Annotated in this window: 21 protein-coding genes; 5 read left to right on the forward strand and 16 right to left on the reverse strand. The window is 59.5% G+C overall.

Going from position 1 to position 21315, the window contains the following annotated elements; all coding sequences use genetic code 11:
- The first annotated feature begins 99 nt into the window (after positions 1-99).
- Complete coding sequence (locus AGR7B_RS08925) at positions 100-1308, forward strand: multidrug effflux MFS transporter (RefSeq protein ID WP_065655211.1); 1209 nt, start codon at positions 100-102, stop codon at positions 1306-1308.
- A gap of 89 nt (positions 1309-1397) precedes the next feature.
- Here AGR7B_RS08925 and AGR7B_RS08930 read toward each other — a convergent pair whose 3' ends face one another.
- The 5 genes from AGR7B_RS08930 to rpsD form a co-directional block, all read right to left on the reverse strand.
- Positions 1398-2222 carry an inositol monophosphatase family protein gene (locus AGR7B_RS08930; protein WP_080856494.1) on the reverse strand — a complete coding sequence of 275 codons (825 nt, stop codon included), beginning with the start codon at positions 2220-2222 and terminating at the stop codon, positions 1398-1400.
- Between the two features lie 29 nt (positions 2223-2251).
- Positions 2252-3079, reverse strand: coding sequence for an inositol monophosphatase family protein (locus AGR7B_RS08935; protein ID WP_080856495.1), 828 nt, complete (start codon positions 3077-3079; stop codon positions 2252-2254).
- Between the two features lie 16 nt (positions 3080-3095).
- Positions 3096-4037: a tRNA 2-thiocytidine(32) synthetase TtcA gene (gene ttcA, locus AGR7B_RS08940; RefSeq protein WP_162934089.1), complete on the reverse strand. Its 942-nt coding sequence runs from the start codon at positions 4035-4037 to the stop codon at positions 3096-3098.
- A 61-nt stretch (positions 4038-4098) separates the two neighbouring features.
- Positions 4099-5028, reverse strand: a complete 930-nt coding sequence (locus tag AGR7B_RS08945) for a glutaminase (RefSeq protein ID WP_003520424.1) — start codon at positions 5026-5028, stop codon at positions 4099-4101.
- Positions 5029-5096: 68 nt separating this feature from the next.
- Positions 5097-5714, reverse strand: coding sequence for a 30S ribosomal protein S4 (rpsD, locus tag AGR7B_RS08950; protein WP_003520423.1), 618 nt, complete (start codon positions 5712-5714; stop codon positions 5097-5099).
- 450 nt (positions 5715-6164) lie between these two features.
- Between rpsD and AGR7B_RS08955 the strand changes: the two genes are divergently transcribed.
- The gene (locus tag AGR7B_RS08955; protein ID WP_080856496.1) at positions 6165-7148 is read left to right on the forward strand and encodes a TerC family protein; all 984 of its coding nucleotides are present in this window, start codon (positions 6165-6167) and stop codon (positions 7146-7148) included.
- A gap of 284 nt (positions 7149-7432) precedes the next feature.
- On the forward strand, positions 7433-7951 hold the full coding sequence (locus AGR7B_RS08960) for a hypothetical protein (RefSeq protein WP_078052772.1): 519 nt from the start codon (positions 7433-7435) through the stop codon (positions 7949-7951).
- A 3-nt stretch (positions 7952-7954) separates the two neighbouring features.
- Here AGR7B_RS08960 and AGR7B_RS08965 read toward each other — a convergent pair whose 3' ends face one another.
- The 9 genes from AGR7B_RS08965 to AGR7B_RS09005 all read right to left on the reverse strand — a co-directional run bounded on the left by AGR7B_RS08965 (position 7955) and on the right by AGR7B_RS09005 (position 14842).
- The gene (locus AGR7B_RS08965; protein ID WP_162934090.1) at positions 7955-9472 is read right to left on the reverse strand and encodes a helicase HerA domain-containing protein; all 1518 of its coding nucleotides are present in this window, start codon (positions 9470-9472) and stop codon (positions 7955-7957) included.
- Positions 9473-9593: 121 nt separating this feature from the next.
- Positions 9594-10487, reverse strand: a complete 894-nt coding sequence (locus tag AGR7B_RS08970; RefSeq protein ID WP_080856497.1) for an EamA family transporter — start codon at positions 10485-10487, stop codon at positions 9594-9596.
- A gap of 37 nt (positions 10488-10524) precedes the next feature.
- Positions 10525-11163, reverse strand: coding sequence for a LysE family translocator (locus AGR7B_RS08975; RefSeq protein WP_080856498.1), 639 nt, complete (start codon positions 11161-11163; stop codon positions 10525-10527).
- Between the two features lie 72 nt (positions 11164-11235).
- Positions 11236-11523 carry a HigA family addiction module antitoxin gene (locus AGR7B_RS08980; RefSeq protein ID WP_020810458.1) on the reverse strand — a complete coding sequence of 96 codons (288 nt, stop codon included), beginning with the start codon at positions 11521-11523 and terminating at the stop codon, positions 11236-11238.
- Complete coding sequence (locus AGR7B_RS08985; RefSeq protein WP_078052769.1) at positions 11520-11816, reverse strand: type II toxin-antitoxin system RelE/ParE family toxin; 297 nt, start codon at positions 11814-11816, stop codon at positions 11520-11522. Before AGR7B_RS08985 ends, AGR7B_RS08980 begins: the two co-directional genes overlap by 4 nt.
- 97 nt (positions 11817-11913) lie before the next feature.
- On the reverse strand, positions 11914-12153 hold the full coding sequence (locus AGR7B_RS08990; RefSeq protein WP_080856499.1) for a hypothetical protein: 240 nt from the start codon (positions 12151-12153) through the stop codon (positions 11914-11916).
- A 378-nt stretch (positions 12154-12531) separates the two neighbouring features.
- Positions 12532-13353 (reverse strand): glutamate racemase, encoded by an 822-nt coding sequence (gene murI, locus AGR7B_RS08995; protein ID WP_080856500.1) that lies wholly within the window; start codon positions 13351-13353, stop codon positions 12532-12534.
- On the reverse strand, positions 13337-14170 hold the full coding sequence (locus AGR7B_RS09000) for an RNA methyltransferase (protein ID WP_078052767.1): 834 nt from the start codon (positions 14168-14170) through the stop codon (positions 13337-13339). Before AGR7B_RS09000 ends, murI begins: the two co-directional genes overlap by 17 nt.
- A 138-nt stretch (positions 14171-14308) precedes the next feature.
- On the reverse strand, positions 14309-14842 hold the full coding sequence (locus tag AGR7B_RS09005; RefSeq protein WP_162934091.1) for a hypothetical protein: 534 nt from the start codon (positions 14840-14842) through the stop codon (positions 14309-14311).
- Between the two features lie 215 nt (positions 14843-15057).
- On the opposite strand from AGR7B_RS09005, the gene AGR7B_RS09010 reads away from it, so the two are divergent.
- Complete coding sequence (locus AGR7B_RS09010; RefSeq protein ID WP_035210117.1) at positions 15058-16272, forward strand: NADP-dependent isocitrate dehydrogenase; 1215 nt, start codon at positions 15058-15060, stop codon at positions 16270-16272.
- 317 nt (positions 16273-16589) lie between these two features.
- Positions 16590-17216 (forward strand): glutathione S-transferase family protein, encoded by a 627-nt coding sequence (locus AGR7B_RS09015; RefSeq protein WP_080856501.1) that lies wholly within the window; start codon positions 16590-16592, stop codon positions 17214-17216.
- A 96-nt stretch (positions 17217-17312) separates the two neighbouring features.
- On the opposite strand, the gene alaS is transcribed toward AGR7B_RS09015, so the two are convergent.
- On the reverse strand, positions 17313-19976 hold the full coding sequence (alaS, locus tag AGR7B_RS09020) for an alanine--tRNA ligase (protein WP_080856502.1): 2664 nt from the start codon (positions 19974-19976) through the stop codon (positions 17313-17315).
- 232 nt (positions 19977-20208) lie between these two features.
- A complete protein-coding gene (gene recA, locus AGR7B_RS09025; RefSeq protein ID WP_003525161.1) occupies positions 20209-21294 on the reverse strand; it encodes a recombinase RecA in 1086 nt (361 codons plus the stop codon).
- Positions 21295-21315 lie beyond the last annotated feature (21 nt).

The following is a 21315-nucleotide window of genomic DNA, read 5'->3' on the forward strand; positions in this document are numbered from 1 at the left end:
ATTTATGCCAGGCGTTGCTTCATGCAACGCCTTTGCCGTTCTTTTTGGGGCAATCCTGTGACAAATCTTTCACAATCCACCGCTTCGCGCGCAGGCTCGATGGGGCGCACGGAATTCATCGCGCTTGCCGCGATGCTGATGGCGCTGAACGCGCTTGCCATCGACATCATGCTGCCCGGTCTTCAGGAAATCGGCGCCTCGCTCGGCGTCGAAAACGAAAACCACCGCCAATATGTGATTTCCGCCTATCTTCTCGGCTTCGGCATCGCCCAGCTTCTGTACGGACCGATTTCGGACCGTTTCGGACGCCGCAAGCCGATGTTCGTCGGGCTCGCCATCTACATCGTTTCAGCCATAGCCGTGGTCTTCGTACCGTCCTTCTCCGGGCTTCTGATGCTGCGTTTCATTCAGGGCATCGGTTCGGCGGCCACGCGTGTCATCACGGTCTCCATCGTGCGTGATATCTATGGCGGACGGCAGATGGCGGAAGTCATGTCGCTGATCATGATGGTCTTCATGGTCGTGCCGGTCATTGCGCCCGGCACCGGCCAGATCGTGCTGTTTTTCGGTGACTGGCACCTGATCTTCGCTTTCATGGCGGCCATTGCCGCCGTGGTGACGGCCTGGATGTATTTTCGCCTGCCGGAAACCCTGCATCCGGACGATATCCGCCCCCTGACCGCAAGCTCCATCCTCGGCGGTTTCAAGATCGTGCTCACCAACCGTATCGCGCTCTGTTATACGCTCTCCAGCACCTTCATCTTCGGGGCGCTGTTCGGCTTCATCAACTCGGTCGAACAGGTCTATAAGGGCATTTACGGGCTCGGCGCATGGTTTGCGGCGGCCTTTGCGGGCGTGGCGCTGTTCATGGCCTTCTCGTCCTTCGTCAATGCAAGGCTGGTCGGCCGGTTCGGCATGCGCAAGCTGTCGCACGGCTCGCTGCTCGGCTTCATCGCCATCACCTTCGTCTGGCTGCTGGTGCAGGTGCTGGGGCCGGAACCGATGCCCTTTGCCATCTTCATCGTGTTCTTTGCGCTCGCCATGTTCCAGTTCGGCTGGATCGGCTCGAACTTCAACTCGCTGGCGATGGAACCGCTCGGCCACGTCGCCGGCACCGCATCGTCCGTCATGGGCTTCATGGGGACCGTCGGCGGCTCGCTGATCGGCGCGGCCATCGGCCAGTCTTTCGACGGCACGGCGCTGCCCATGGTGGCGGGCTTCTTCGCCGTCTCCATCGTCGGCCTCATCTTCGTGCTGATCGGTGAAAAGGGCGTGCTGTTTCAGGCGCATAACAAGCCGACCCGCTGAGGGGCGATAGACAAATGAAAGGGCGCGGAATTCTGTTCCGCGCCCTTTTTATTGATTGACGGTTCAATTTATCCAATGTCACTCCGGACTCAAACCGTAAAAATCTTCTCCCGCAGCAGTTCCCACGTCTCCTGATCCGGCGCGAGCAGCAGCCCGCCATCCACATGGCTCGGCAGATAGGGCGAGCCGTCGAGGCGTGCCGCGTAAGCGCCCGCCTCCTGCGACAGCAGCGTGCCGGCCAGATGGTCCCAGGGCATCAGCTTGTTATACATCAGGAAATGCATGTGGCCGCCGCAGAACAGGCGGTACTCATGCGCCGCGCAGCGATAGCTGGTGAAGAGCCGCACATCGGCGAGGTTCGTCAGGATCTTACGCCGTGTCTCCACGTCGAAATAGCCGGTATTGGCGATGCCGACCATCTGCGACAATTCCGGCGCCGGCACAACCGACATCTGCGTCTGCGAACCGTCGGCGCTGCAAAGCCACGCGCCGGAACCCTTTTCGGCAATCGCCCAATCATTGCCCATCGGATCGAAGATCAGGCCGGCAACGGTCTCACCCTTGGAGATGACGCTCATCATCACGCCGAAGAGCGGCAGGCCGGAAGCGAAATTATAGGTGCCGTCGATGGGATCGACCACCACGGCAAGATCGGCATCGGCAAGCTTGCCGAGCAGCGAGGCATCCGCCGCCACCGCCTCTTCGCCGATGAACAATGCATCAGGCATGATGTCCTGCGCACGCGCACGGATCAGCCGCTCTGCGGCCTCGTCGGCCTCGGTGACGAGGTCGATCGCCTCGGTCTTCATCCGCACATCGCCTTCGCCCAGATTACGGAACCGCGGCAGAATTTCTACTGCCGCCGCCTCCTGAAGCGCATTGGCAAGAGAGGCGATGTCGAGTTCGAGAGCCATGGGCGATATCCTTCTATTTGAGCGCGATGTTATAAGGCGACGATTTCCCGTCGCAGCATCTTCCAGCTTTCCTTGTCGGGAGCAGACAGAATGCCGCCCTCCGTCTGCCCCGGCCGATAGGGCGTATTGTCGAAACGGGCCGTGTAACCGCCCGCCTCCTGATGAATGAGCACACCGGCGAGATGATCCCACGGCATCAGCTTTTCATGGCCGATGAAATGCAGCTTGCCGGCCGAGGCGAGCCAGTATTCATGTGCCGAGCAATTGAGTGACAGCGCCATCTTGATCTTGGCCATATTGGCCGCAATCACCGGCCGGCGATCCTGATGGCTGTGGCCCCAGGAAAAGATGCCGACCATGTCGGACAATGGCGCGGGATCGGCTACCCTGAGCTTCGCCTGCGAACCGTTCCTGCGGTTGAGAAACGCGCCCTCGCCTTTCAAAGCAACGATGGTATCGCCCATCACCGGATCGTGGATGATGCCCGCCACCGTCTCACCCTTGACGGTGACCGCAAGCAGCGTGCCGAAAGCGGGAAAACCGGAAGCGTAATTGAAAGTGCCGTCGATGGGATCGATCACGAAGGCAAGCGGCGCATCGGCAAGTGCGGGAATAACGGATTGGTCCGCCTCATAGGTCTCTTCGCCGACAATATGGGCCTTCGGAAATCGCTGAAGGAGAGCAGCGGTGATCGCCTTTTCTGCCAGAACATCGGCCTCGGTGACGAGATCGACGGCGGAGGTCTTTTCGGAGATCGCACCGGCGCTCAGGTTTCGGAAGCGGGGAAGAATTTCATTCGCGCCGGCAGCGGCAACGGTGGAAACGAGGAAGTCGATATCTTTGTCGGAAAGGGTCATCGGGCGGGGCACTTCTTCATAAGGGGGAGTTGGCCTCCCTACGCTCTTCAGGTGACGCCCCGGTGACAGAAAGCGCCGAAAAATCAAAAAGCTTGGGATCGAGCAGATGCGACGGATTGACATGGGCAAGCGCCCTCAGCATCACGTCCTTGCGGCCGGGCATACGCCTTTCGATATCCGCCAGCATCTCCTTCATGGCATTGCGCTGAAGCCCGTCCTGCGAGCCGCAGAGGTCGCAGGGAATGATCGGGAATTCCATCGCCGCCGCGAATTTCGCCATATCCTCCTCGGCGCAATAAGCAAGCGGACGCATGACCATCAGGTCGCCCTCGTCGTTCAAAAGCTTCGCCGGCATGCCAGCCAGCCGGCCGCCGTGGAAGAAGTTCATGAAGAAGGTTTCGAGAATATCCTCGCGATGATGGCCGAGCAGCAGTGCGTCGCAACCCTCCTCCCGCGCGATGCGGTAGAGATTGCCCCGCCGGAGCCGCGAACAGAGCGAACAGTAAGTGCCGCCGGACGGCACCTTTTCCTTCACCACGGAATAGGTGTCGCGATATTCGATGCGATGGGCAACGCCGATCTTCGCCAGATACTCCGGCAGCACGTGCTTGGGGAAATTAGGCTGACCCTGATCGAGATTGCAGGCAATCAGTTCCACCGGCAAAAGGCCACGCCACTTCAGATCGAGCAGCAGCGCCAGCAGCCCATAGCTGTCCTTGCCGCCGGAAAGGCCGACAAGCCAACGCTTCTGGCCGTTCAGCATGCCGAAATCTTCAAAGGCTTGGCGCACATTGCGCAGCAGCCGCTTGCGCAGCTTGTTGAAGGAAACCGAACGCGGTGCATTGTCGAACAGGGGATGCGAGCTGCCGTTTTCCTCGGGCGCGTCCTGATCCGACCCGATCTGGTCGGCCCCGGCCTGATCTACAAAGTCATCGATCTTGGTGAGAATGTTCATCATCAGCTCGCTCCGGCACGACTGCCGTTCTTAATGCAGGCAATGCCCCCATCCGCCGGCAATATCAAGCCCCGAAAACCGACCAGCCGGTTTTCGTCGCCAGCATTTCCAGCGCCTGTGACCCGAGCGCCGAATTGCCGACCTTGTTGAGACCCGGCGACCAGACCGCGATGGACGCGTTGCCTGGCGCCACCGCCATGATGCCGCCGCCCACACCGCTCTTGCCCGGCAGGCCGACATGATAGGCGAAATCGCCCGATCCGTCATAATGGCCGCAGGTCAACATCAGCGCATTGATGCGCCGCGCACGGCGGTCCGAGACGACCGTGTGGCCGGTCAACGGATTGCGGCCGCGATTGGCTAGGAAAAGGCCAGCGCGGGAAAGCTGAGCGCAGGTCATGGAAAGTGCGCACTGGTGGAAATAAACACCGAGCGTATATTCGACGGGATGGTGCAGATTGCCGAAGGAGCGCATGAAATTGGCGAGCGCGAAATTGCGGAACCCCGTCGCCTGCTCGGATTTCGCCACCGTATCGTCGATGCTGATCGTGTCATCGTCCGCGAGGTAACGCACGAAACGCAGAAGCTCACCGATTGCCTCGCGCGGCTGGTGGCCGGCAAGCACGATATCGGTCACCACGATCGCGCCGGCATTGACGAAGGGATTGCGTGGGATGCCGTGCTCATGCTCCAGCTGGACGATGGAGTTGAAGGAGGAGCCCGAAGGCTCGCGCCCTACCCGGTTCCACACCGTTTCCCCCGCCTTGCCGAGCGCGAGCGTCAGCATGAATACCTTGGAGATGCTCTGGATCGAAAATGGCGTGAGCGCATTGCCGGCCGTATAGGTGGTTCCATCGACAGTGGTGATGGCGATGCCGAACTGGTTGGGATCGACCTTGGCAAGTTCGGGAATGTAATCCGCAACCTTCCCCTCGCCGAGCCTCGGCGCCATGCTGTCATAGATGGAATCGACGATCGCCTGAATGTCCTGCATGCAAAGCCTTCCCCGCAAACAAAAAAGCCGCCCCGAAGGGCGGCTTCCTGAATACTGAAACGCGTCGATTAACGCGAGTAGAATTCGACGACCAGATGCGGTTCCATGACGACCGGGTACGGAACGTCGGAGAGAGCCGGAACGCGGGCGTAGGTCGCAACCATCTTGTTGTGGTCAACTTCGATGTAGTCCGGAACGTCGCGCTCAGCGAGCTGAACGGCTTCCAGAACGGTGACGAGCTGCTTGGACTTCTGGCGAACTTCGATAACGTCGCCCGGCTTGCAGCGGTAAGAACCGATGTTGACGCGAACGCCGTTAACCGTGACGTGGCCATGGTTGATGAACTGGCGCGATGCGAAAACGGTAGGAACGAACTTGGCGCGGTAGACGATGGCGTCCAGACGCGACTCGAGCAGGCCGATGAGGTTTTCGGAAGTGTCACCCTTACGACGGTTTGCTTCGTCGAAGGTTGCGCGGAACTGCTTTTCGCGCAGTTCGCCGTAGTAGCCCTTAAGCTTCTGCTTGGCGCGCAGCTGCGTGCCGAAGTCGCTCATCTTGCCCTTGCGGCGCTGTCCGTGCTGGCCCGGGCCGTATTCGCGGCGGTTAACCGGGGACTTCGGACGGCCCCAGATGTTTTCGCCCATGCGGCGGTCAATTTTATACTTAGCCGATTCGCGCTTGCTCATCGTATTTCCTTCTCAAAAGGTTATGCCGGTCTGTTACCAAACCGGTTCAAGGAAACACGCCCTCCTCTGAAGCCCGTTTCAGGGCCTCTGACAGGCTTCTCACATGCAAATGGAGAAACCACGGGACATGTCGGTGATATTGACCGCCGAACGTCAGTTCTTAAACTGCAGGGCAGTCAACAAAACACACCGGACATCACTGCCCGGCGTTGGGGCGGCTTCTACAGAGCTTTCACGAATTTGTCAAACAAGGCCTTTCGCTTTTTTCTGAAGTCTCCTCTTGAAAAGCGAAAGTGCCCACCCATCTCTCCATCGTGATCAGAACTCGGGCCCCTCTGGCGTGTTACCGGACAACACGTGATGTCGAGTTTGTTAAGGTTGGGGCCACGTATATGTCTGTTTCACGTCCCCCATCCGTAAAGCCAACCTCGTCCGGCTAAAGGTTGACTGATGGACTTTCTTCTATCGGATTTTCTCGGCACCCCCACATGGATGTGGGCGGTCTTCATTTCCCTCGTCCTTGGCCTTCTCGCGCTCGATCTAGGCGTGCTGCATAAAAACTCCAAGGAAATTGGCGTTCGTGAAAGCCTGCTGATGTCGGGCTTCTATATTGTCATCGGCTTGGCCTTCGGCGGCTGGATCTGGTATCAGTCCGGCGAACAGTCGGCGATGGAATATGTCACCGGCTTCGTGGTCGAAAAAAGCCTGGCGATGGACAATATCTTCATCATCGCCATGATTTTCTCCTATTTCGCCATTCCCCGCCAATATCAGCACCGCGTGCTGCTCTGGGGCATCCTCGGCGTCATCGTCCTGCGTGGCATCATGATCGCCGGCGGCGCGGCCATCGTCGAAAACTTCCACTGGGTGCTTTATCTCTTCGCGGCCTTCCTCGTCTTCACCGGCCTCAAGATGCTGTTCTCGTCCGACCATGACGAGTCCGATATCGGCAATAACCGCATCCTGAAGTTCCTGCGCGGTCACCTTCCGGTGACAAACAGGCTGCATGGCGAGAAATTCTTCGTCAAGGAAACCGATGAGACCACCGGCAAACTCAAGACCTTCGTGACGCCGCTCTTCCTGGCGCTCATCATGGTCGAAATCGCCGACCTGATCTTCGCAGTCGATTCGATCCCGGCAATCTTCGCGATCACCACCGATCCGTTTATCGTCTACACGTCGAACATCTTCGCGATCCTCGGTCTGCGCGCCCTTTACTTTGCGCTCGCCGCCCTCATCCACCGCTTCGCTTATCTGAAATATGCGCTGGCTGCGGTTCTGGTCTTCGTCGGTTCGAAGATTTTCGTCGCCGATATGCTGGGCATCGCCAAGATCCCGCCCGCCGTCTCTCTCGGCGTCACCGTCGCCATCCTTGCAACCGGCATCATCGGTTCGTTGATTGCGACGCGGAAAGAAGCGAAGGCCATCGAGTAAGAATATGCGACGAGGAGGCGGAAACGCCTCCTCGCACCACTGACAAAGTCCTGAAAGCTCTCTTCCGTTATGCTCGGGCCTGTCCCGAGCACCTGCAACGTCTCGATTTTATTAAGGGACAAGCCCAAGGATGACGTCGAGAGTGAGTAGGTTTGTCAGTAAATTGAGGAGGCGAAGACGCCTCCTCTTTCTTTTTTGATGCTGAAACCTATAATCTGCATTATTACGACCAATACCAAAATCTATTTTCACAATATTAAAAACTCTCAATTCATTGCTTTAAAATGACCTTTGAACCCGTTGACCAAGCCATTTCCGAACAGAAACTCTGGCGAGCGAAGGAAATCCTTCAAGGCAGGCTCAGCCATCCTGAAGTCGATCTGGTGCTCTTTCAAAAATACGGCGAAGTGCTGCTCGAGATGAACGACCTCGTGGAAGCGGGGCGCATGTTGTTCTGCTCCGGCGCGCGCGAAGAACGTTTCAGGGAAGCGATCGATATATTCCTGTCGAGAAACAACCGGCGTGAACCGCAGCGCTTTCTGGCGCAATTGCCCTCTTCCATAAGACGGCAACGGCATCTGGCGGAATTTATCGCCTCGCCGGAATTCGAACGCAGCGGATGGACAGCGGCGCAGCTCTCCCGGGTCGCTCCCGTAAAAACGGATGTCAGCACCCGCCCCTATCAACGGCCGCACCGATTGGCCTCGGCACTTGTCATAGCCGCTATTGTTTGCGTGCTGGCTTTAAGCCTCGTCGGTCTATACACGACGATCCGCTTCGCCGTGCGGATTTTGGCGGAATAGCGATTACTCCGCCGCCAGTCTGGCATCATCCTCAGCCGCATCCGCATCGCCGGGTGCGGTTTTTGCATCGAGATCGGGGAAAGCCACGATGCGCTTGCCGGAGAAATCGGCATGCACCACCACAAGCTCCTTCTCCTCGAAATAACCGAGCAGCCGCCGCGCGCGGCGGGCGGAATGGGTGCCATAAGCGCGGGCGATGCGGGCATCCGAAGGACAAGGCTCCTCGCCGAGAGCGGCCTTGACCAGAAGCAGGAAAACGCCCTGCAGGTCGTCGGAAACCGACGTCGACAGTTCCAGCGCCTTTTGCCAGCCTTCGCTGGCCGCCATCGCCGCATCCACGCCGGAGCGGGCAATCGCCACCTGTCGGCGGAATTCCGGCAGCGTCATCGGCGTGCCGGGAATACGGCGCATACGGGCGCGCACCAGAAAATCCTGATAGAGTACGGCATCGGTGCGATAGGCCGATTGCGGATCGTCGAGAATTTCGACAAGCACCGCGGCGATCTTCTCCTCGCGCTCCTCCGGTGTCATCTCTGGCTGCCCAGCCCGGAGCGACGGCTCGGGCGAAGGACCAACGGCAGCGGGCGTGGAGCGGGAAAGCTCGGCGAGAATGTCGTTGGTCGGGCGCGGTGCAGGCGGCGTACGGCGCACCGCGGCGCGCGTAAACTCTTCCGGATCCGGCGTGAAGATCAGGTCTTCCACATCCTCAGGCGCATCCGGCAGCGGCATCAGCTTCGGCGAGGAGGAACGCGCCGAGGTTTCCACCGGGCCGATGACGATGGGCAGCGGCCGACGCGACAGCGCCGGGCCAAGCGCCACGAAATTGCCGCGCTGCAGATCGCGGAACATTTCCGCCTGCCGCCGGTCCATGCCGAGCAGATCGGCCGCGCGCGCCATGTCGATATCGAGGAAGGTGCGGCCCATCAGGAAGTTGGAGGCTTCCGCGGCCACGTTCTTTGCAAGCTTGGCCAATCGCTGCGTGGCGATGACGCCGGCAAGACCACGTTTACGGCCACGGCACATCAGATTGGTCATCGCGCCAAGCGAGGCCTTGCGGGCATCTTCCGTGACTTCACCAGCAACGGAGGGCGCAAACATCTGCGCTTCGTCCACCACCACAAGCACCGGATACCAATATTCACGATCCGCATCGAACATGCCGTTGAGGAAGGCGGCGGCGGCCCGCATCTGCTGTTCGATATCGAGGCCTTCCAGCGTCAGCACGCAGGAAACGCGGTGCTGGCGAATGCGGTTGGCTATGCCGGCAAGCTCCGCTTCGGTACGCTCGCCATCCACCACCACATGACCGAACTTGTCGGAAAGCGTGACGAAATCACCTTCGGGATCGATGATGACCTGCTGCACCCATGGCGCCGATTGCTCGAGCAGCCGGCGCAGCAGATGCGACTTGCCGGAACCGGAATTGCCCTGCACCAGCAGGCGCGTCGCAAGCAATTCTTCAATATCGAGCTTGGCCTGCTGCCCGCCCGATAGGGTTCCCATGTCGATACCGACCTGCAATGTTCCATTCCCTGTGCTGCATATCAGGACCGATTCCCTCAAAGAACGGCCGAACATGGTCTTTACCAAAAAAATGCCTGTTGCGTCTCACCCATGCCGATAATGCACAGGCAATTCGCTCTTAGCCCTGCGCAGACCTCACCCAAAAGCGTGAAGCGCCGATGCGCCGGCCAAAGACGTTGAGCGCGAGCCCCAGAATGACCAGTGCTGCGCCGACCACTTCGAAAACGGTAATATGTTCGGCAAAAGCGAGGTACGCGCTGATAAACCCGACAATTGGCACCAGCAGCGAAAATGGCGCCACCGTTCCAGCCGGATAGCGCAGAAGTAGGTAACTCCATATCCCAGCACCCACGATCGTCGCGCCATAGGCCATGTAGATAACCACAAAAGCCATGGTCGGGGTCGCATTGGCAACCCCTTCGGCAATCGCTTCCGGCCCTTCCACCACGAGGGACAGCAGGATCAATGGCAGAACAGGCACAAGACTGGTCCAGGCGACGAAAGAGACGGCATTGACCTGACCGATGCGGCGATTGACGATGTTGCCACAGGCCCAGGCAATCGCGGAACCGACGCCCATCAGAAGCGGTACCAGCGCCGCCGCCGTCATCCGCTCCACACCGATGACCGCCAGCCCGCCAAAAGCGATGATCGCGCCGAAGACCTGCGACGGCAATGGCCGTTCACCGAGAAACACCACGGCAAGCGCCAGCGTGAAGAAGGCCTGCGACTGCATGACCAGCGAAGCGAGCCCCGCCGGCAGCCCGAGCTTGATGGCGGGATAAAGCAGGCCGAACTGCACGAAGCCCATGGCCATGCCGTAAACGATCATGTGTCTCCAAGGCACATTGGGTTTCGGCAGGAAGAACACCAGGGGCACCGCCGCAAAGAGATAACGCACACCCGTCAGAAACAGGGGCGGCATATCGGCGACGCCCACCTTGATGACGACGAAGTTGAAGCCCCACAAAAACACGGTGATCAGGGCAAGAAATATATGCGGCAATGCCATTTTGTTATGTCCGAATTTCAGGCGATCGAGAGCTGCCTTACGGCGCGACCGCCCTCTTCCAGCCGAAGGTAATGAGGCCGGCGCCGATCAGGAGACCGCCGCCCGTGCGGTTGACGATGCGCTGAACCTTCGGCTTGCGGATCGTATTGCGGGCGGCACTTGCCAGAAGTCCATAAAGCGCCGCATTGACAGTGGCAAGCACCAGGAATGTGACTTCGAAAATCAGCACCTGCGGCCAGAAAGGCAGCGTCGGCACCAGAAACTGCGGCAGGAAGGCCACGAAGAACACGATGCTCTTCGGGTTCAGCGCGGTGACGATATAGGCATGCAGGAAGATTTTGAGCGGCCTTTCGCGGCCGGTCACGCCCGTCCCTTCCGCCCCCTCGCCGCTGACCGGCGAACGCCACAGCTTGATGCCGAGATAGACGAGATAAGCCGCACCGATCCATTTCAGCCCGGTGAAAAGCGCCGCCGATGTGGCAAGCAGCGCGCCGAGCCCCAGCATGGAAGCCGTCATTGCGGTGAAATCACCAAGCGCCACGCCCGTCACCGTCGCCGTGCTGGCCTTGCGGCCATGGCCCAGCGCATAAGAAATCACCAGCAGGATCGTGGGTCCCGGAATGGCGAGCATGATGGCGGATGCGGCCACGAAGGCCAGCCAGTTTTCCAGCGGCATGAGGAATCTCCCTATCTGATCTTTGGGAGCAAGCCACCAAAACCAGAAGGTATCAAGCCAAATCTTCGAAGATTATGCCGCCCTGTCATCCAACGGACGAACGGGCGGCTGCTCACGTTTCATCGCCTGTGCAAGATCGTAATTCGACTGCATGGCAAGCCATGCCCGCGCGGTGCTGACCCCTGCCCGCTCCAACCGTAAGGCAAGGTCTGGGCTGACCCCTGCCCGTCCGTTCAAGACCCGCGAAAGCGCTACGCGCGACATTCCAAGCCTTTCAGCAGCGTCTGTTACGGAAAGCTGAAGTGCGGCAATAACCTCTTCCCGTAACAACTCACCGGGATGAACAGGAAATTTCATCATTGGAACAATTCCCTTAAGTGATAATCCTGATAGTCGACAAGTTCGACGTCGCTATCCAGAAATCGAAACGTCACACGCCAGTTTCCATTCACCCATATGGACCAGTGGCCCCTCATATCACCCTTTAACGGATGAAGTTTGAGACCAGGAAGATTAAGATCGGGAACGCCTGCCGCAACCTCAAGCAAGGTTAGTATTCGGCCAAGCTTGGCGGCATGCGCAGGCTGAATACCCTTGGTCGTCCCGGAACGATAAAAAGCTTCCAGTCCTTTGTGTCGGAAACTGACGATCATAAGAACAGCGTATCCTGTATCGCATCGCTATACGATACGTAACGGCAGAGATGCGGCGGCCACCCCGACATTTCTTTGCCGGAGAGGCCTTTGCCAATCAAAACCGGGGCGCCCAGTGAGGGACCTCCCAAGCCCGCCGCCGCTTCACCCGCGACGGGTCAAGGCCGATATCGACCAGCAGGCGCTCTGGCAGATCGGCAGGATCGGTCGGCGGTGCACGCGGCACCAGTGCGGCAATGAGAACCGCTTTCAGGGTTTTCCAAACACCGAATGTGACGAACAAGCGATCGACCGCATCCGGCAGCGCATATGCTACCAATGGTTGATTTTTCTGCATGGGAAATCCATCCCGGCGCGGCAAAGCGGCCAGGTCCTTTATCGATGGAAAACGACATGCCGAAACGGTGCGCGCAGCACTCATGCCACGCGAACGCGCAAATCACATGTCGGACGAAGTGAAAATGCCAAACGGCAGGGAAATCAGGCCATAAGCCTTATCGGAGGGAGATGCCTCGCATCACATAACCGCCGATAAACATGCCGGAAAGGCCTGACATGCCGTTAAGGCGCATATTGATGTCATTGGTCATTCCACGCCTCCATTTATAGCGGTTACAGACAAGGTGCATCTTACACAAGAAATCCGGCGCGACAAGTGGTCGCAATCTCGAATTGCAAAAGACGGATAAAACAGATGCAAAAATACAACAGGCGCTCAGGCTGCCGAAACGCTGAGACCGAAACCCTGCATCAGCCGCCGGGTGGCGAAATCCGGCTTGCCGGAGGTGAAGACGGCAAAATCGAAACCATCCGGATGCTCGGCATCCTGCGGCAGCGGCACAAGGTGGCGCGCGCGCCGCGCAATCGCCTCGGCGGGGTCAAGCCAATCCACCGGCCATGGCGCCAGCCTGCGAAACAGATTGGCCATGAAGGGGTAATGGGTGCAGGCAAGAACGACGATATCCGTGCGTTTTCCCTCGCTGTCGATGAAGCAGGGTTCGATTTCGGCAAGCACCGCCTCATCCGAAACCGGCTCGCCCCTGATCCAGCTTTCTGCCATGCGCGCCAGGTTTTCAGAGCCGACGAGGCGGACATGACATTGGCTGGCGAAGGACTGAATGAGATCGCGCGTATAGGCGCGCTTGACGGTGCCCGGTGTCGCCAGCACGGAAACGAGGCCCGAGCGGGTGCGCTCCGCTGCCGGCTTGATGGCGGGCACAGTGCCAACGAAGGTCATCTGCGGAAAGCGGGCGCGAAGATCCGCGCCAGCGAGCGTGAAGGCGGTGTTGCAGGCGATGATGCAGACTTCCGGGCTATAGTCGTCCAGCAGCTTGTCAAAGAGCGAAAGAATGCGCGCCTTCAGCGCTTCCTCCTCCCAGCCGCCATAGGGAAAACCCGCATCGTCGGCCACATAGATGAAGCCGCGCTCGGGCATCAGCACCCGCGCCTCGCGCAGCACGGTCAGCCCGCCAATGCCGGAATCGAACACCAGCACCGGTTTCAGCACATCGGCCGCCGCCTCACTCGTCTTCAGCATTCTCCCCTGCTCCCTCAACCGACGGCCCCGCTGCCCTTCCCGCTTGCTTCGGCCATTGCCGGGGAAAGCGGTCGAGCGAATTGATCACGCCACGGAAAACGCTGATTTCCTGCTCGGAAAACCCGCGTCGCGACAGCACGGCGCGCAGATTGTCGACCATTTTCGGCTTTTTTTCAGCGGGATGAAAATAACCCCGCGCATCCAGCGCTTCCTCGATATGTTCGAACAGGCCGAAAACCTGTTCCTTGGTCGAAGGACGCTGCTCGACGGACTGGAAAAGCGTCTCTCCCAGATCGTCCATGCCGGATTTCATCCATTCATAGGACATCAAAAGCACGGCCTGCGCGATATTGAGCGAGGCAAAAGCGGGATTGACCGGAAATGTCACGATCTCGTCGGCCAGCGCCACTTCCTCATTGGTCAGCCCCCAGCGCTCGCGGCCGAAGAGGATACCGGTCTTTTCGCCAGCCTTGAATTTTGCCCTGAGCGTATCGGCGGCGGTGACGGGCGCACGCACCGGCTTGAAACCGTAGCGCTCGCGCGCGGTCGTGGCATAAACGAAGTTCAGGTCCTTGATCGCTTCTTCCAGCGTCTCGAATACCTTCGTGGCGTCAATGACGTGATCGGCCTTGGAGGCTGCGGCGCGCGCCTTCTCGCTCGGCCAGCCGTCACGCGGATTGACCAGACGCAATTCGGCCAGGCCGAAATTGGCCATGGCCCGCGCCACCATGCCGATATTTTCGCCGAGCTGCGGTTCGACGAGAATGATCGCCGGGCCTTCCGCCACAAGTTCGAGATCGCTGTTTGTGCCTGCCATCGTCTTTTGTCCGTGTGTTGAAGCGTCGCATCGATTTTCAGCCCGACGCGCTAAAGCGCGCTTCACTGGCACAGATCGGCGCCAAAATCAAAGCCGGCGCGGAGAAAGCCTGGCTCCACCCCGCTGGCAAGACACGCCTTATTGCTCCCCCTTGATGATATTCGCCATTTCTTCGCGCAGCGAATCCCTGCCCTCATCGCCAACCCGGTGAATATCGCTGATGACCGGGCGGCCGTCTTCCTCGATGACATCGAAATGCACTTCGTCAACCGTCGCCTTCATCTCCGCCTCGTCCATGCAGGCCCAGAGCTTGAACTTTGCGGTCACGTCCGTCACGCCGTCCTTCACCGCGCCCGGCGTCACGGAAACATCGGCCAGCGGGCAGCCATCCTGCGAGTTCGTCACGACATCGTAACCGAAGGGATCGCCGGTCTCGCCGCTTTCGGCCTCGTAAGCCGGCTTCTTGGAGGCTTCACGATATTGCGCGACGAAATCCTTGCTGAAGAGGCTGGTCAGCATGTCCTCGTCGAAAACGTATTTCCAGTTTTCCGCCTCGCCCGACCAGTTCTTGACGGTGATATCCATCACCTTCTGGACGGGATCGGCAGGCCCGGCGGCGAGCGCGCTATGCGAAAAGAGGACGGCGGCAGTCAGAAGCAGAATATTCCGCATGATGTGATCCCGGGATAGGCCCGACAGACGGGCGAAGCGATTCGCCTGACTGTATTCCGGCATTGTGGTTTGGCAATGCGCAAAGCGTTATTGCGCTGCGCCAAAAAAGCGCCCCCCATGGCTTTGCCTCAGGCGCGCGCGATGCTATAGCCGCACCGGATATTTTTCCGGATACCGGCGCCATCCGGCGCCACAGCTTCGAAGGTGAGGAATTCATGGCAAAGATCAAGGTAGCCAATCCGGTCGTCGATCTCGACGGCGACGAAATGACCCGTATCATCTGGCAGCTCATCAAGGACAAGCTGATCCTGCCATACCTCGATCTCGACATCGAATATTACGACCTCTCGGTTGAAAACCGCGACGCCACCAACGACCAGGTGACCGTCGATGCGGCGCACGCCATCAAGAAGCATGGCGTCGGCATCAAGTGCGCGACCATCACCCCGGATGAGCAGCGCGTCGAGGAATTCGGCCTGAAGCAGATGTGGAAGAGCCCGAACGGCACGATCCGCAACATTCTGGGCGGCGTCATCTTCCGCGAGCCGATCATCTGCAAGAACGTTCCGCGCCTCGTTCCCGGCTGGACCAAGCCGATCGTCGTCGGCCGTCACGCTTTCGGCGACCAGTACAAGGCAACCGATTTCAAGTTCCCCGGCAAGGGCAAGCTGACCATCAAGTTCGTTGGTGAAGACGGCCAGGTCATCGAAAAGGACGTCTTCGACGCCCCGAGCGCCGGCGTGGCGCTTGCCATGTACAACCTCGACGAATCCATCCGCGAATTCGCCCGCGCCTCCATGAACTATGGCCTGATGCGCAAGTGGCCGGTTTACCTCTCCACGAAGAACACCATCCTCAAGGCCTATGACGGCCGCTTCAAGGATATCTTCGAAGAAGTCTACCAGACCGAATTCAAGAAGCAGTTCGACGAAATCGGCATCACCTACGAGCACCGCCTGATCGACGACATGGTCGCTTCCGCTCTGAAGTGGTCCGGCGGCTACATCTGGGCCTGCAAGAACTATGACGGCGACGTGCAGTCCGACACGGTTGCTCAGGGCTTCGGCTCGCTCGGCCTGATGACCTCGGTTCTCCTGTCTCCCGATGGCCGCACGGTTGAAGCCGAAGCGGCACACGGCACGGTTACCCGCCACTATCGCCAGCACCAGAAGGGTCAGGAAACCTCGACCAACTCGATCGCTTCGATCTTCGCCTGGACCCGTGGCCTCGCCCACCGCGCCAAGCTGGACGACAATGCGGAACTGGCAAAGTTCGCAGCAACGCTCGAAACCGTCTGCGTCGACACCGTCGAAAGCGGCTACATGACCAAGGATCTGGCGCTCCTCATCGGACCGGACCAGCCCTGGCTCTCCACCACCGCCTTCCTCGACAAGATCGACGAAAACCTCAAGAAGGCAATGGCGGCTTAAGCCAGCCTTCCCAGCGACTTCAAAACCCGGCCTCAGCGCCGGGTTTTCTTTTTTGTTCACAGTATCTTGATTAGCCGTTGTACTAGGCGCAGACTTCGATTCCGCGTGCTGCGGCCAGTACAACAATAAGACAAAGCTTAAACAGCATCTATTTGCACATAACTTGCCCGGCACAGTCAAACGTTCATCGGAGCATCGGCGCGATCTTAGGGAACACGCGAAGGATGTTGCGAACTTTAAAAATGCAAAGCGCAGGCGCGAAATCCGCATCGGTTTTCCCATGATGCTTCAACGATTTTGCTTGGGGAGGCAAAAGCATGAGTGAATTGATCTTCTACACCAACCCCATGTCGCGCGGACGCATCGCGCGATGGATGCTTGAGGAAGTGGGCGTTCCTTACAGAACGGAAATACTGGGCTTCGAGACCTCGATGAAATCGCCCGCCTACCGGCTGATAAATCCGATGGCGAAGGTGCCCGCCATCAAACACGGCGATACCATCGTTACCGAGGCGGCAGCGATCTGCGCCTATCTTGCCGATGCCTTTCCCGGTGCGAACCTTGCGCCCACACCCAAGGCGCGCGGGCTCTATTATCGCTGGATGTTCTTCGCCGCAGGCCCGCTGGAAATGGCAGCGAGCATGAAGGCGATGGGTTTCGAAGTGCCCAAGGAGAAGCTGCGCATGGCCGGCTGCGGCAGCTATGCGGATGTGATGAATACGCTTGAGCGGGCCGTCAGCGAAAACCGCTTCATCGCCGGCGATCTATTCACGGCGGCGGATGTCTATGTCGGCGCCCATGTCGGCTGGGGCCTGCATTTCGGCACCATCGAAAAACGCCCGGCCTTTCTCGATTACATGGCCCACCTCACCGACCGCCCGGCCTTCAAGCGGGCAGCACAACTAGATGAGGAAGCGGCAAAGAATTTGCAGGCGGCGGGCTGAAAGACGGGAAGACCTGCGCCAACCGTCCCTGCACCGGACGGCTTGAACCGAAAGCAAAAGGGCGGGTAAAACCCCGCCCTTTTCAATTTACACTGGCTAGGCCGCCAGGGCCGCTGCCACCGCTTCGATGGCATCCTGCGCCTTTGCGCCATCGGGACCACCCGCCTGCGCCATGTCAGGGCGACCGCCGCCGCCCTTGCCGCCAAGTGCGGCGGAAGCGGTGCGGACGATATCGACAGCGCTGAAACGGGCTGTCAGATCTTCGGTCACGGCAGCGACAGCGCTTGCCTTGCCGTCTTCGGAAACGGCGATCAACAGCACGACGCCCGAGCCGAGATTGGCCTTGGCCTCATCGGCAAGACCCTTGAGATCCTTGGCATCGATGCCGGACATGGATTTCGCCAGGAAGTTGACGCCCGCGACCTGCTTGACGTCGCTTGCGCCGGCATCCGCCGAACCGCCACCCATGGCAAGCTTCCGGCGGGCATCGGCAAGTTCGCGCTCCAGCTTCTTGCGCTCATCGAGCAGACCTTCGACACGCGACAGTACATCGCCCGGCTGCACCTTCAGCGAAGAAGCGAGCGCCTTCACCCGCTCATCCTGTTCGGCCAGATATGCAAGCGCGCCCTGCCCGGTCACGGCTTCGAGACGGCGCACGCCCGCACCGACGGCGCTTTCGCCGAGAATGCGAATGAGGCCGATCTGGCCGGTGGCCGCCACATGCGTGCCGCCGCAAAGCTCGACGGAATAGGGACGGTTGGCTTTTGCGCCATGCAGGCCGGTGCCCATGGAGACAACGCGAACTTCGTCACCGTATTTTTCACCGAACAGCGCCATGGCGCCCTCGGCAATGGCGTCGTCGACGCTCATCAGGCGGGTGACAACCGGCGAGTTCTGCAGCACGATTTCGTTCGCCATCTCTTCGACGACCTTCAGCTCCTCGGCCGACATCGGCTTCGGATGCGAAACGTCGAAGCGCAGGCGCTCGGGCGCAACCAGCGAACCCTTCTGGGCAACGTGGGTGCCGAGCACTTCGCGCAGCGCCTCGTGCAACAGGTGGGTGGCGGAATGGTTGGCGCGCAGACGCGAGCGGCGGTCATGATCGACCGTCAGCTGAACGGCATCGCCAACTTTCAGACCGCCCTTGGAGACCGTGCCCAAATGCACAAAGAGGCCTTCGCCCTTCTTCTGAGTATCGGAAACGGCAAAGGCGCCATTGTCGCCGGAAATCACGCCGGTATCGCCCATCTGGCCGCCGGACTCGCCATAAAACGGCGTCTGGTTGACGACGACCTGCACCGTCTCGCCATCGGCAGCGCTATCCACCGACTTGCCGTCCTTGACGATCGCCAGGATGACGCCTTCGGCGGTTTCCGTGTCGTAACCAAGGAACTCGGTCGCGCCGAGCTTTTCCTTGAGCTCGAACCAGATCGTCTCGGTCGCCTTGTCACCGGAACCGGCCCAGTGCGAGCGGGCTTCGGCCTTCTGGCGCTCCATCGCGTCGGTGAAACCGGAAATATCGACACCGATTTCGCGGGCGCGCAGCGCATCCTGCGTCAGGTCCAGCGGGAAGCCATAGGTGTCGTAAAGCTTGAAGGCGGTCTCGCCATCCAGCATGTCGCCCTTGTGAAGTGTCGAAGTGGCATCGGAAAGCAGCGACAGGCCGCGTTCCAGCGTCTTGCGGAAACGGGTTTCCTCAAGCTTCAGCGTCTCGGAAATCAGCGCCTCGGCACGGACCAGTTCCGGATAGGCGCGGCCCATCTGCTGCACAAGCGCCGGCAAAAGCTTGTAGATCAGCGGCTCGCGCGCGCCGAGAAGCTCGGCGTGGCGCATGGCGCGGCGCATGATGCGGCGCAGAACATAACCGCGACCTTCGTTCGACGGCAGAACGCCATCGGCGATCAGGAAGGCGGACGACCGCAGATGGTCAGCGATGACGCGGTGGCTGGCGCGCTTTTCGCCTTCGGCCGGAACGCCGGTCGCTTCCACGGAAGCGGAAATCAGCGCGCGGAACAGGTCCGTATCGTAATTGTCATGCTTGCCCTGCAGCAGCGCCGAAATACGCTCAAGACCCATGCCGGTGTCGATCGACGGGCGCGGCAGGTCGATGCGCTCTTCCTTCGTCAGCTGCTCATATTGCATGAAGACGAGGTTCCAGATTTCGATGAAACGGTCGCCATCTTCTTCCGGCGAGCCGGGCGGGCCGCCCCAGATATGATCGCCATGATCGTAGAAGATTTCCGAACAGGGGCCGCAGGGGCCGGTATCACCCATCGCCCAGAAATTGTCGCTGGTCGGGATGCGGATGATACGGTCGTCAGAGAAACCGGCGATCTTCTTCCAGAGGTTAAAGGCCTCGTCGTCGGTGTGGTAGACGGTGACCAGCAGACGGTTGCGGTCGATGCCGAATTCCTTGGTGATCAGGTTCCAGGCATGGGTGATCGCTTCTTCCTTGAAATAATCGCCGAAGGAGAAATTGCCGAGCATTTCGAAAAACGTGTGGTGACGGGCGGTATAACCGACATTGTCGAGGTCGTTATGCTTGCCGCCGGCGCGCACGCACTTCTGCGCCGAAGCGGCCGTGGAATAGGGACGGCTTTCAAGACCGGTGAAGACGTTCTTGAACTGCACCATGCCGGCATTGGTGAACATCAGTGTCGGATCGTTGCGCGGCACCAGCGGGCTGGAGGGCACGATCTCGTGTCCGTTCTTCTTGAAGTAGTCGAGAAAGGTCGACCGAATTTCATTCACACCGCTCATGCCCACACACCGCTCACAGCTGGAGTCCATCACTTCCACCCCGAAGGATGGCTATATTGCAAAATCACTGGCTTTTATCGTCCGCACCCGGCCCTGTCCAGCCATGGAGGCCCGCGAAGGCGCGCCGACAAACAAAAAGGGCCATGCGAGGCAAATCGCACGGCCTTTTTGTTATGCCAATTCATATCCAGCGCAGCAGCGGGGCGGAACACACCCCGCGGCGTCACCCAAATCAGCCGTCGTCACCGTCGCTGTCACCGGCTTCCGGGCCGCCATTCTGCAGGAAGCGGTCGGCGATCAGGCCGGCATTCTGGCGCAGCGCCAGTTCGATTTCATTGGCCGTTTCCGGATTGTCGCGCAGGAATATCTTGGCGTTTTCACGCCCCTGCCCCAGACGCTGGCTGTTATAGGAGAACCATGCACCGGACTTTTCGACGATGCCGGCCTTAACGCCGAGATCGACAAGCTCGCCGGTCTTGGAAACGCCTTCGCCATACATGATGTCGAATTCCACCTGCTTGAAGGGCGGCGCCATCTTGTTCTTGACGACCTTGACGCGCGTCTGGTTGCCGACAACCTCTTCGCGCTCCTTGACGGAGCCGATGCGGCGAATGTCGAGGCGAACGGACGCATAGAACTTCAGAGCGTTACCGCCCGTCGTCGTTTCCGGCGAACCGAACATGACACCGATCTTCATGCGGATCTGGTTGATGAAAATCACCATGCACTTCGACTTGGAGATCGAAGCGGTCAGCTTGCGCAGCGCCTGGCTCATCAGACGGGCCTGAAGACCCGGCAGGCTGTCGCCCATCTCGCCTTCAATTTCCGCCCGCGGCGTCAGCGCCGCAACGGAGTCGACGACAAGCACGTCAACCGCGCCGGAACGCACCAGCGTATCGGTAATTTCCAGCGCCTGTTCGCCCGTATCCGGCTGCGAGATCAGAAGGCCCTGCAAATCCACACCGAGCTTGCGGGCATAGACCGGATCGAGCGCATGTTCGGCGTCCACGAAGGCGCAGATGCCGCCCTTCTTCTGGGCTTCGGCAATGGTCTGCAATGCCAGAGTCGTCTTGCCCGAGCTTTCCGGGCCATAAATTTCAATGATGCGCCCCTTCGGCAGACCGCCAATGCCGAGCGCGATATCCAGGCTGAGCGAACCCGTCGAAACGGTCTCCACTTCAACCACGTTTTCATTGGAACCGAGCTTCATGATCGATCCCTTGCCGAACGACCGTTCGATCTGGGAGAGCGCCGCTTCCAGTGCCTTGCTTTTATCCACCGATTTATCCTCTACGAGACGCAAAGAATTTTGTGCCATCCGAACCACCTTTAGGTTATT

The organism is Agrobacterium deltaense RV3 (assembly GCF_900013505.1).
GTDB classification, from domain to species: domain Bacteria; phylum Pseudomonadota; class Alphaproteobacteria; order Rhizobiales; family Rhizobiaceae; genus Agrobacterium; species Agrobacterium leguminum.

Bases quoted from the DNA above. Each gene is read 5' to 3' on its own strand.
- AGR7B_RS08925 (WP_065655211.1), top strand. From the start codon at position 100: ATGGGGCGCACGGAATTCATCGCGCTTGCCGCGATGCTGATGGCGCTG.
- AGR7B_RS08930 (WP_080856494.1), bottom strand. From the start codon at position 2,222: ATGGCTCTCGAACTCGACATCGCCTCTCTTGCCAATGCGCTTCAGGAG.
- AGR7B_RS08935 (WP_080856495.1), bottom strand. From the start codon at position 3,079: ATGACCCTTTCCGACAAAGATATCGACTTCCTCGTTTCCACCGTTGCC.
- ttcA (WP_162934089.1), bottom strand. From the start codon at position 4,037: ATGATGAACATTCTCACCAAGATCGATGACTTTGTAGATCAGGCCGGG.
- AGR7B_RS08945 (WP_003520424.1), bottom strand. From the start codon at position 5,028: ATGCAGGACATTCAGGCGATCGTCGATTCCATCTATGACAGCATGGCG.
- rpsD (WP_003520423.1), bottom strand. From the start codon at position 5,714: ATGAGCAAGCGCGAATCGGCTAAGTATAAAATTGACCGCCGCATGGGC.
- AGR7B_RS08955 (WP_080856496.1), top strand. From the start codon at position 6,165: ATGGACTTTCTTCTATCGGATTTTCTCGGCACCCCCACATGGATGTGG.
- AGR7B_RS08960 (WP_078052772.1), top strand. From the start codon at position 7,433: ATGACCTTTGAACCCGTTGACCAAGCCATTTCCGAACAGAAACTCTGG.
- AGR7B_RS08970 (WP_080856497.1), bottom strand. From the start codon at position 10,487: ATGGCATTGCCGCATATATTTCTTGCCCTGATCACCGTGTTTTTGTGG.
- AGR7B_RS08975 (WP_080856498.1), bottom strand. From the start codon at position 11,163: ATGCCGCTGGAAAACTGGCTGGCCTTCGTGGCCGCATCCGCCATCATG.
- AGR7B_RS08980 (WP_020810458.1), bottom strand. From the start codon at position 11,523: ATGATGAAATTTCCTGTTCATCCCGGTGAGTTGTTACGGGAAGAGGTT.
- AGR7B_RS08985 (WP_078052769.1), bottom strand. From the start codon at position 11,816: ATGATCGTCAGTTTCCGACACAAAGGACTGGAAGCTTTTTATCGTTCC.
- AGR7B_RS08990 (WP_080856499.1), bottom strand. From the start codon at position 12,153: ATGCAGAAAAATCAACCATTGGTAGCATATGCGCTGCCGGATGCGGTC.
- murI (WP_080856500.1), bottom strand. From the start codon at position 13,353: ATGCTGAAGACGAGTGAGGCGGCGGCCGATGTGCTGAAACCGGTGCTG.
- AGR7B_RS09000 (WP_078052767.1), bottom strand. From the start codon at position 14,170: ATGGCAGGCACAAACAGCGATCTCGAACTTGTGGCGGAAGGCCCGGCG.
- AGR7B_RS09005 (WP_162934091.1), bottom strand. From the start codon at position 14,842: ATGCGGAATATTCTGCTTCTGACTGCCGCCGTCCTCTTTTCGCATAGC.
- AGR7B_RS09010 (WP_035210117.1), top strand. From the start codon at position 15,058: ATGGCAAAGATCAAGGTAGCCAATCCGGTCGTCGATCTCGACGGCGAC.
- AGR7B_RS09015 (WP_080856501.1), top strand. From the start codon at position 16,590: ATGAGTGAATTGATCTTCTACACCAACCCCATGTCGCGCGGACGCATC.
- alaS (WP_080856502.1), bottom strand. From the start codon at position 19,976: ATGAGCGGTGTGAATGAAATTCGGTCGACCTTTCTCGACTACTTCAAG.
- recA (WP_003525161.1), bottom strand. From the start codon at position 21,294: ATGGCACAAAATTCTTTGCGTCTCGTAGAGGATAAATCGGTGGATAAA.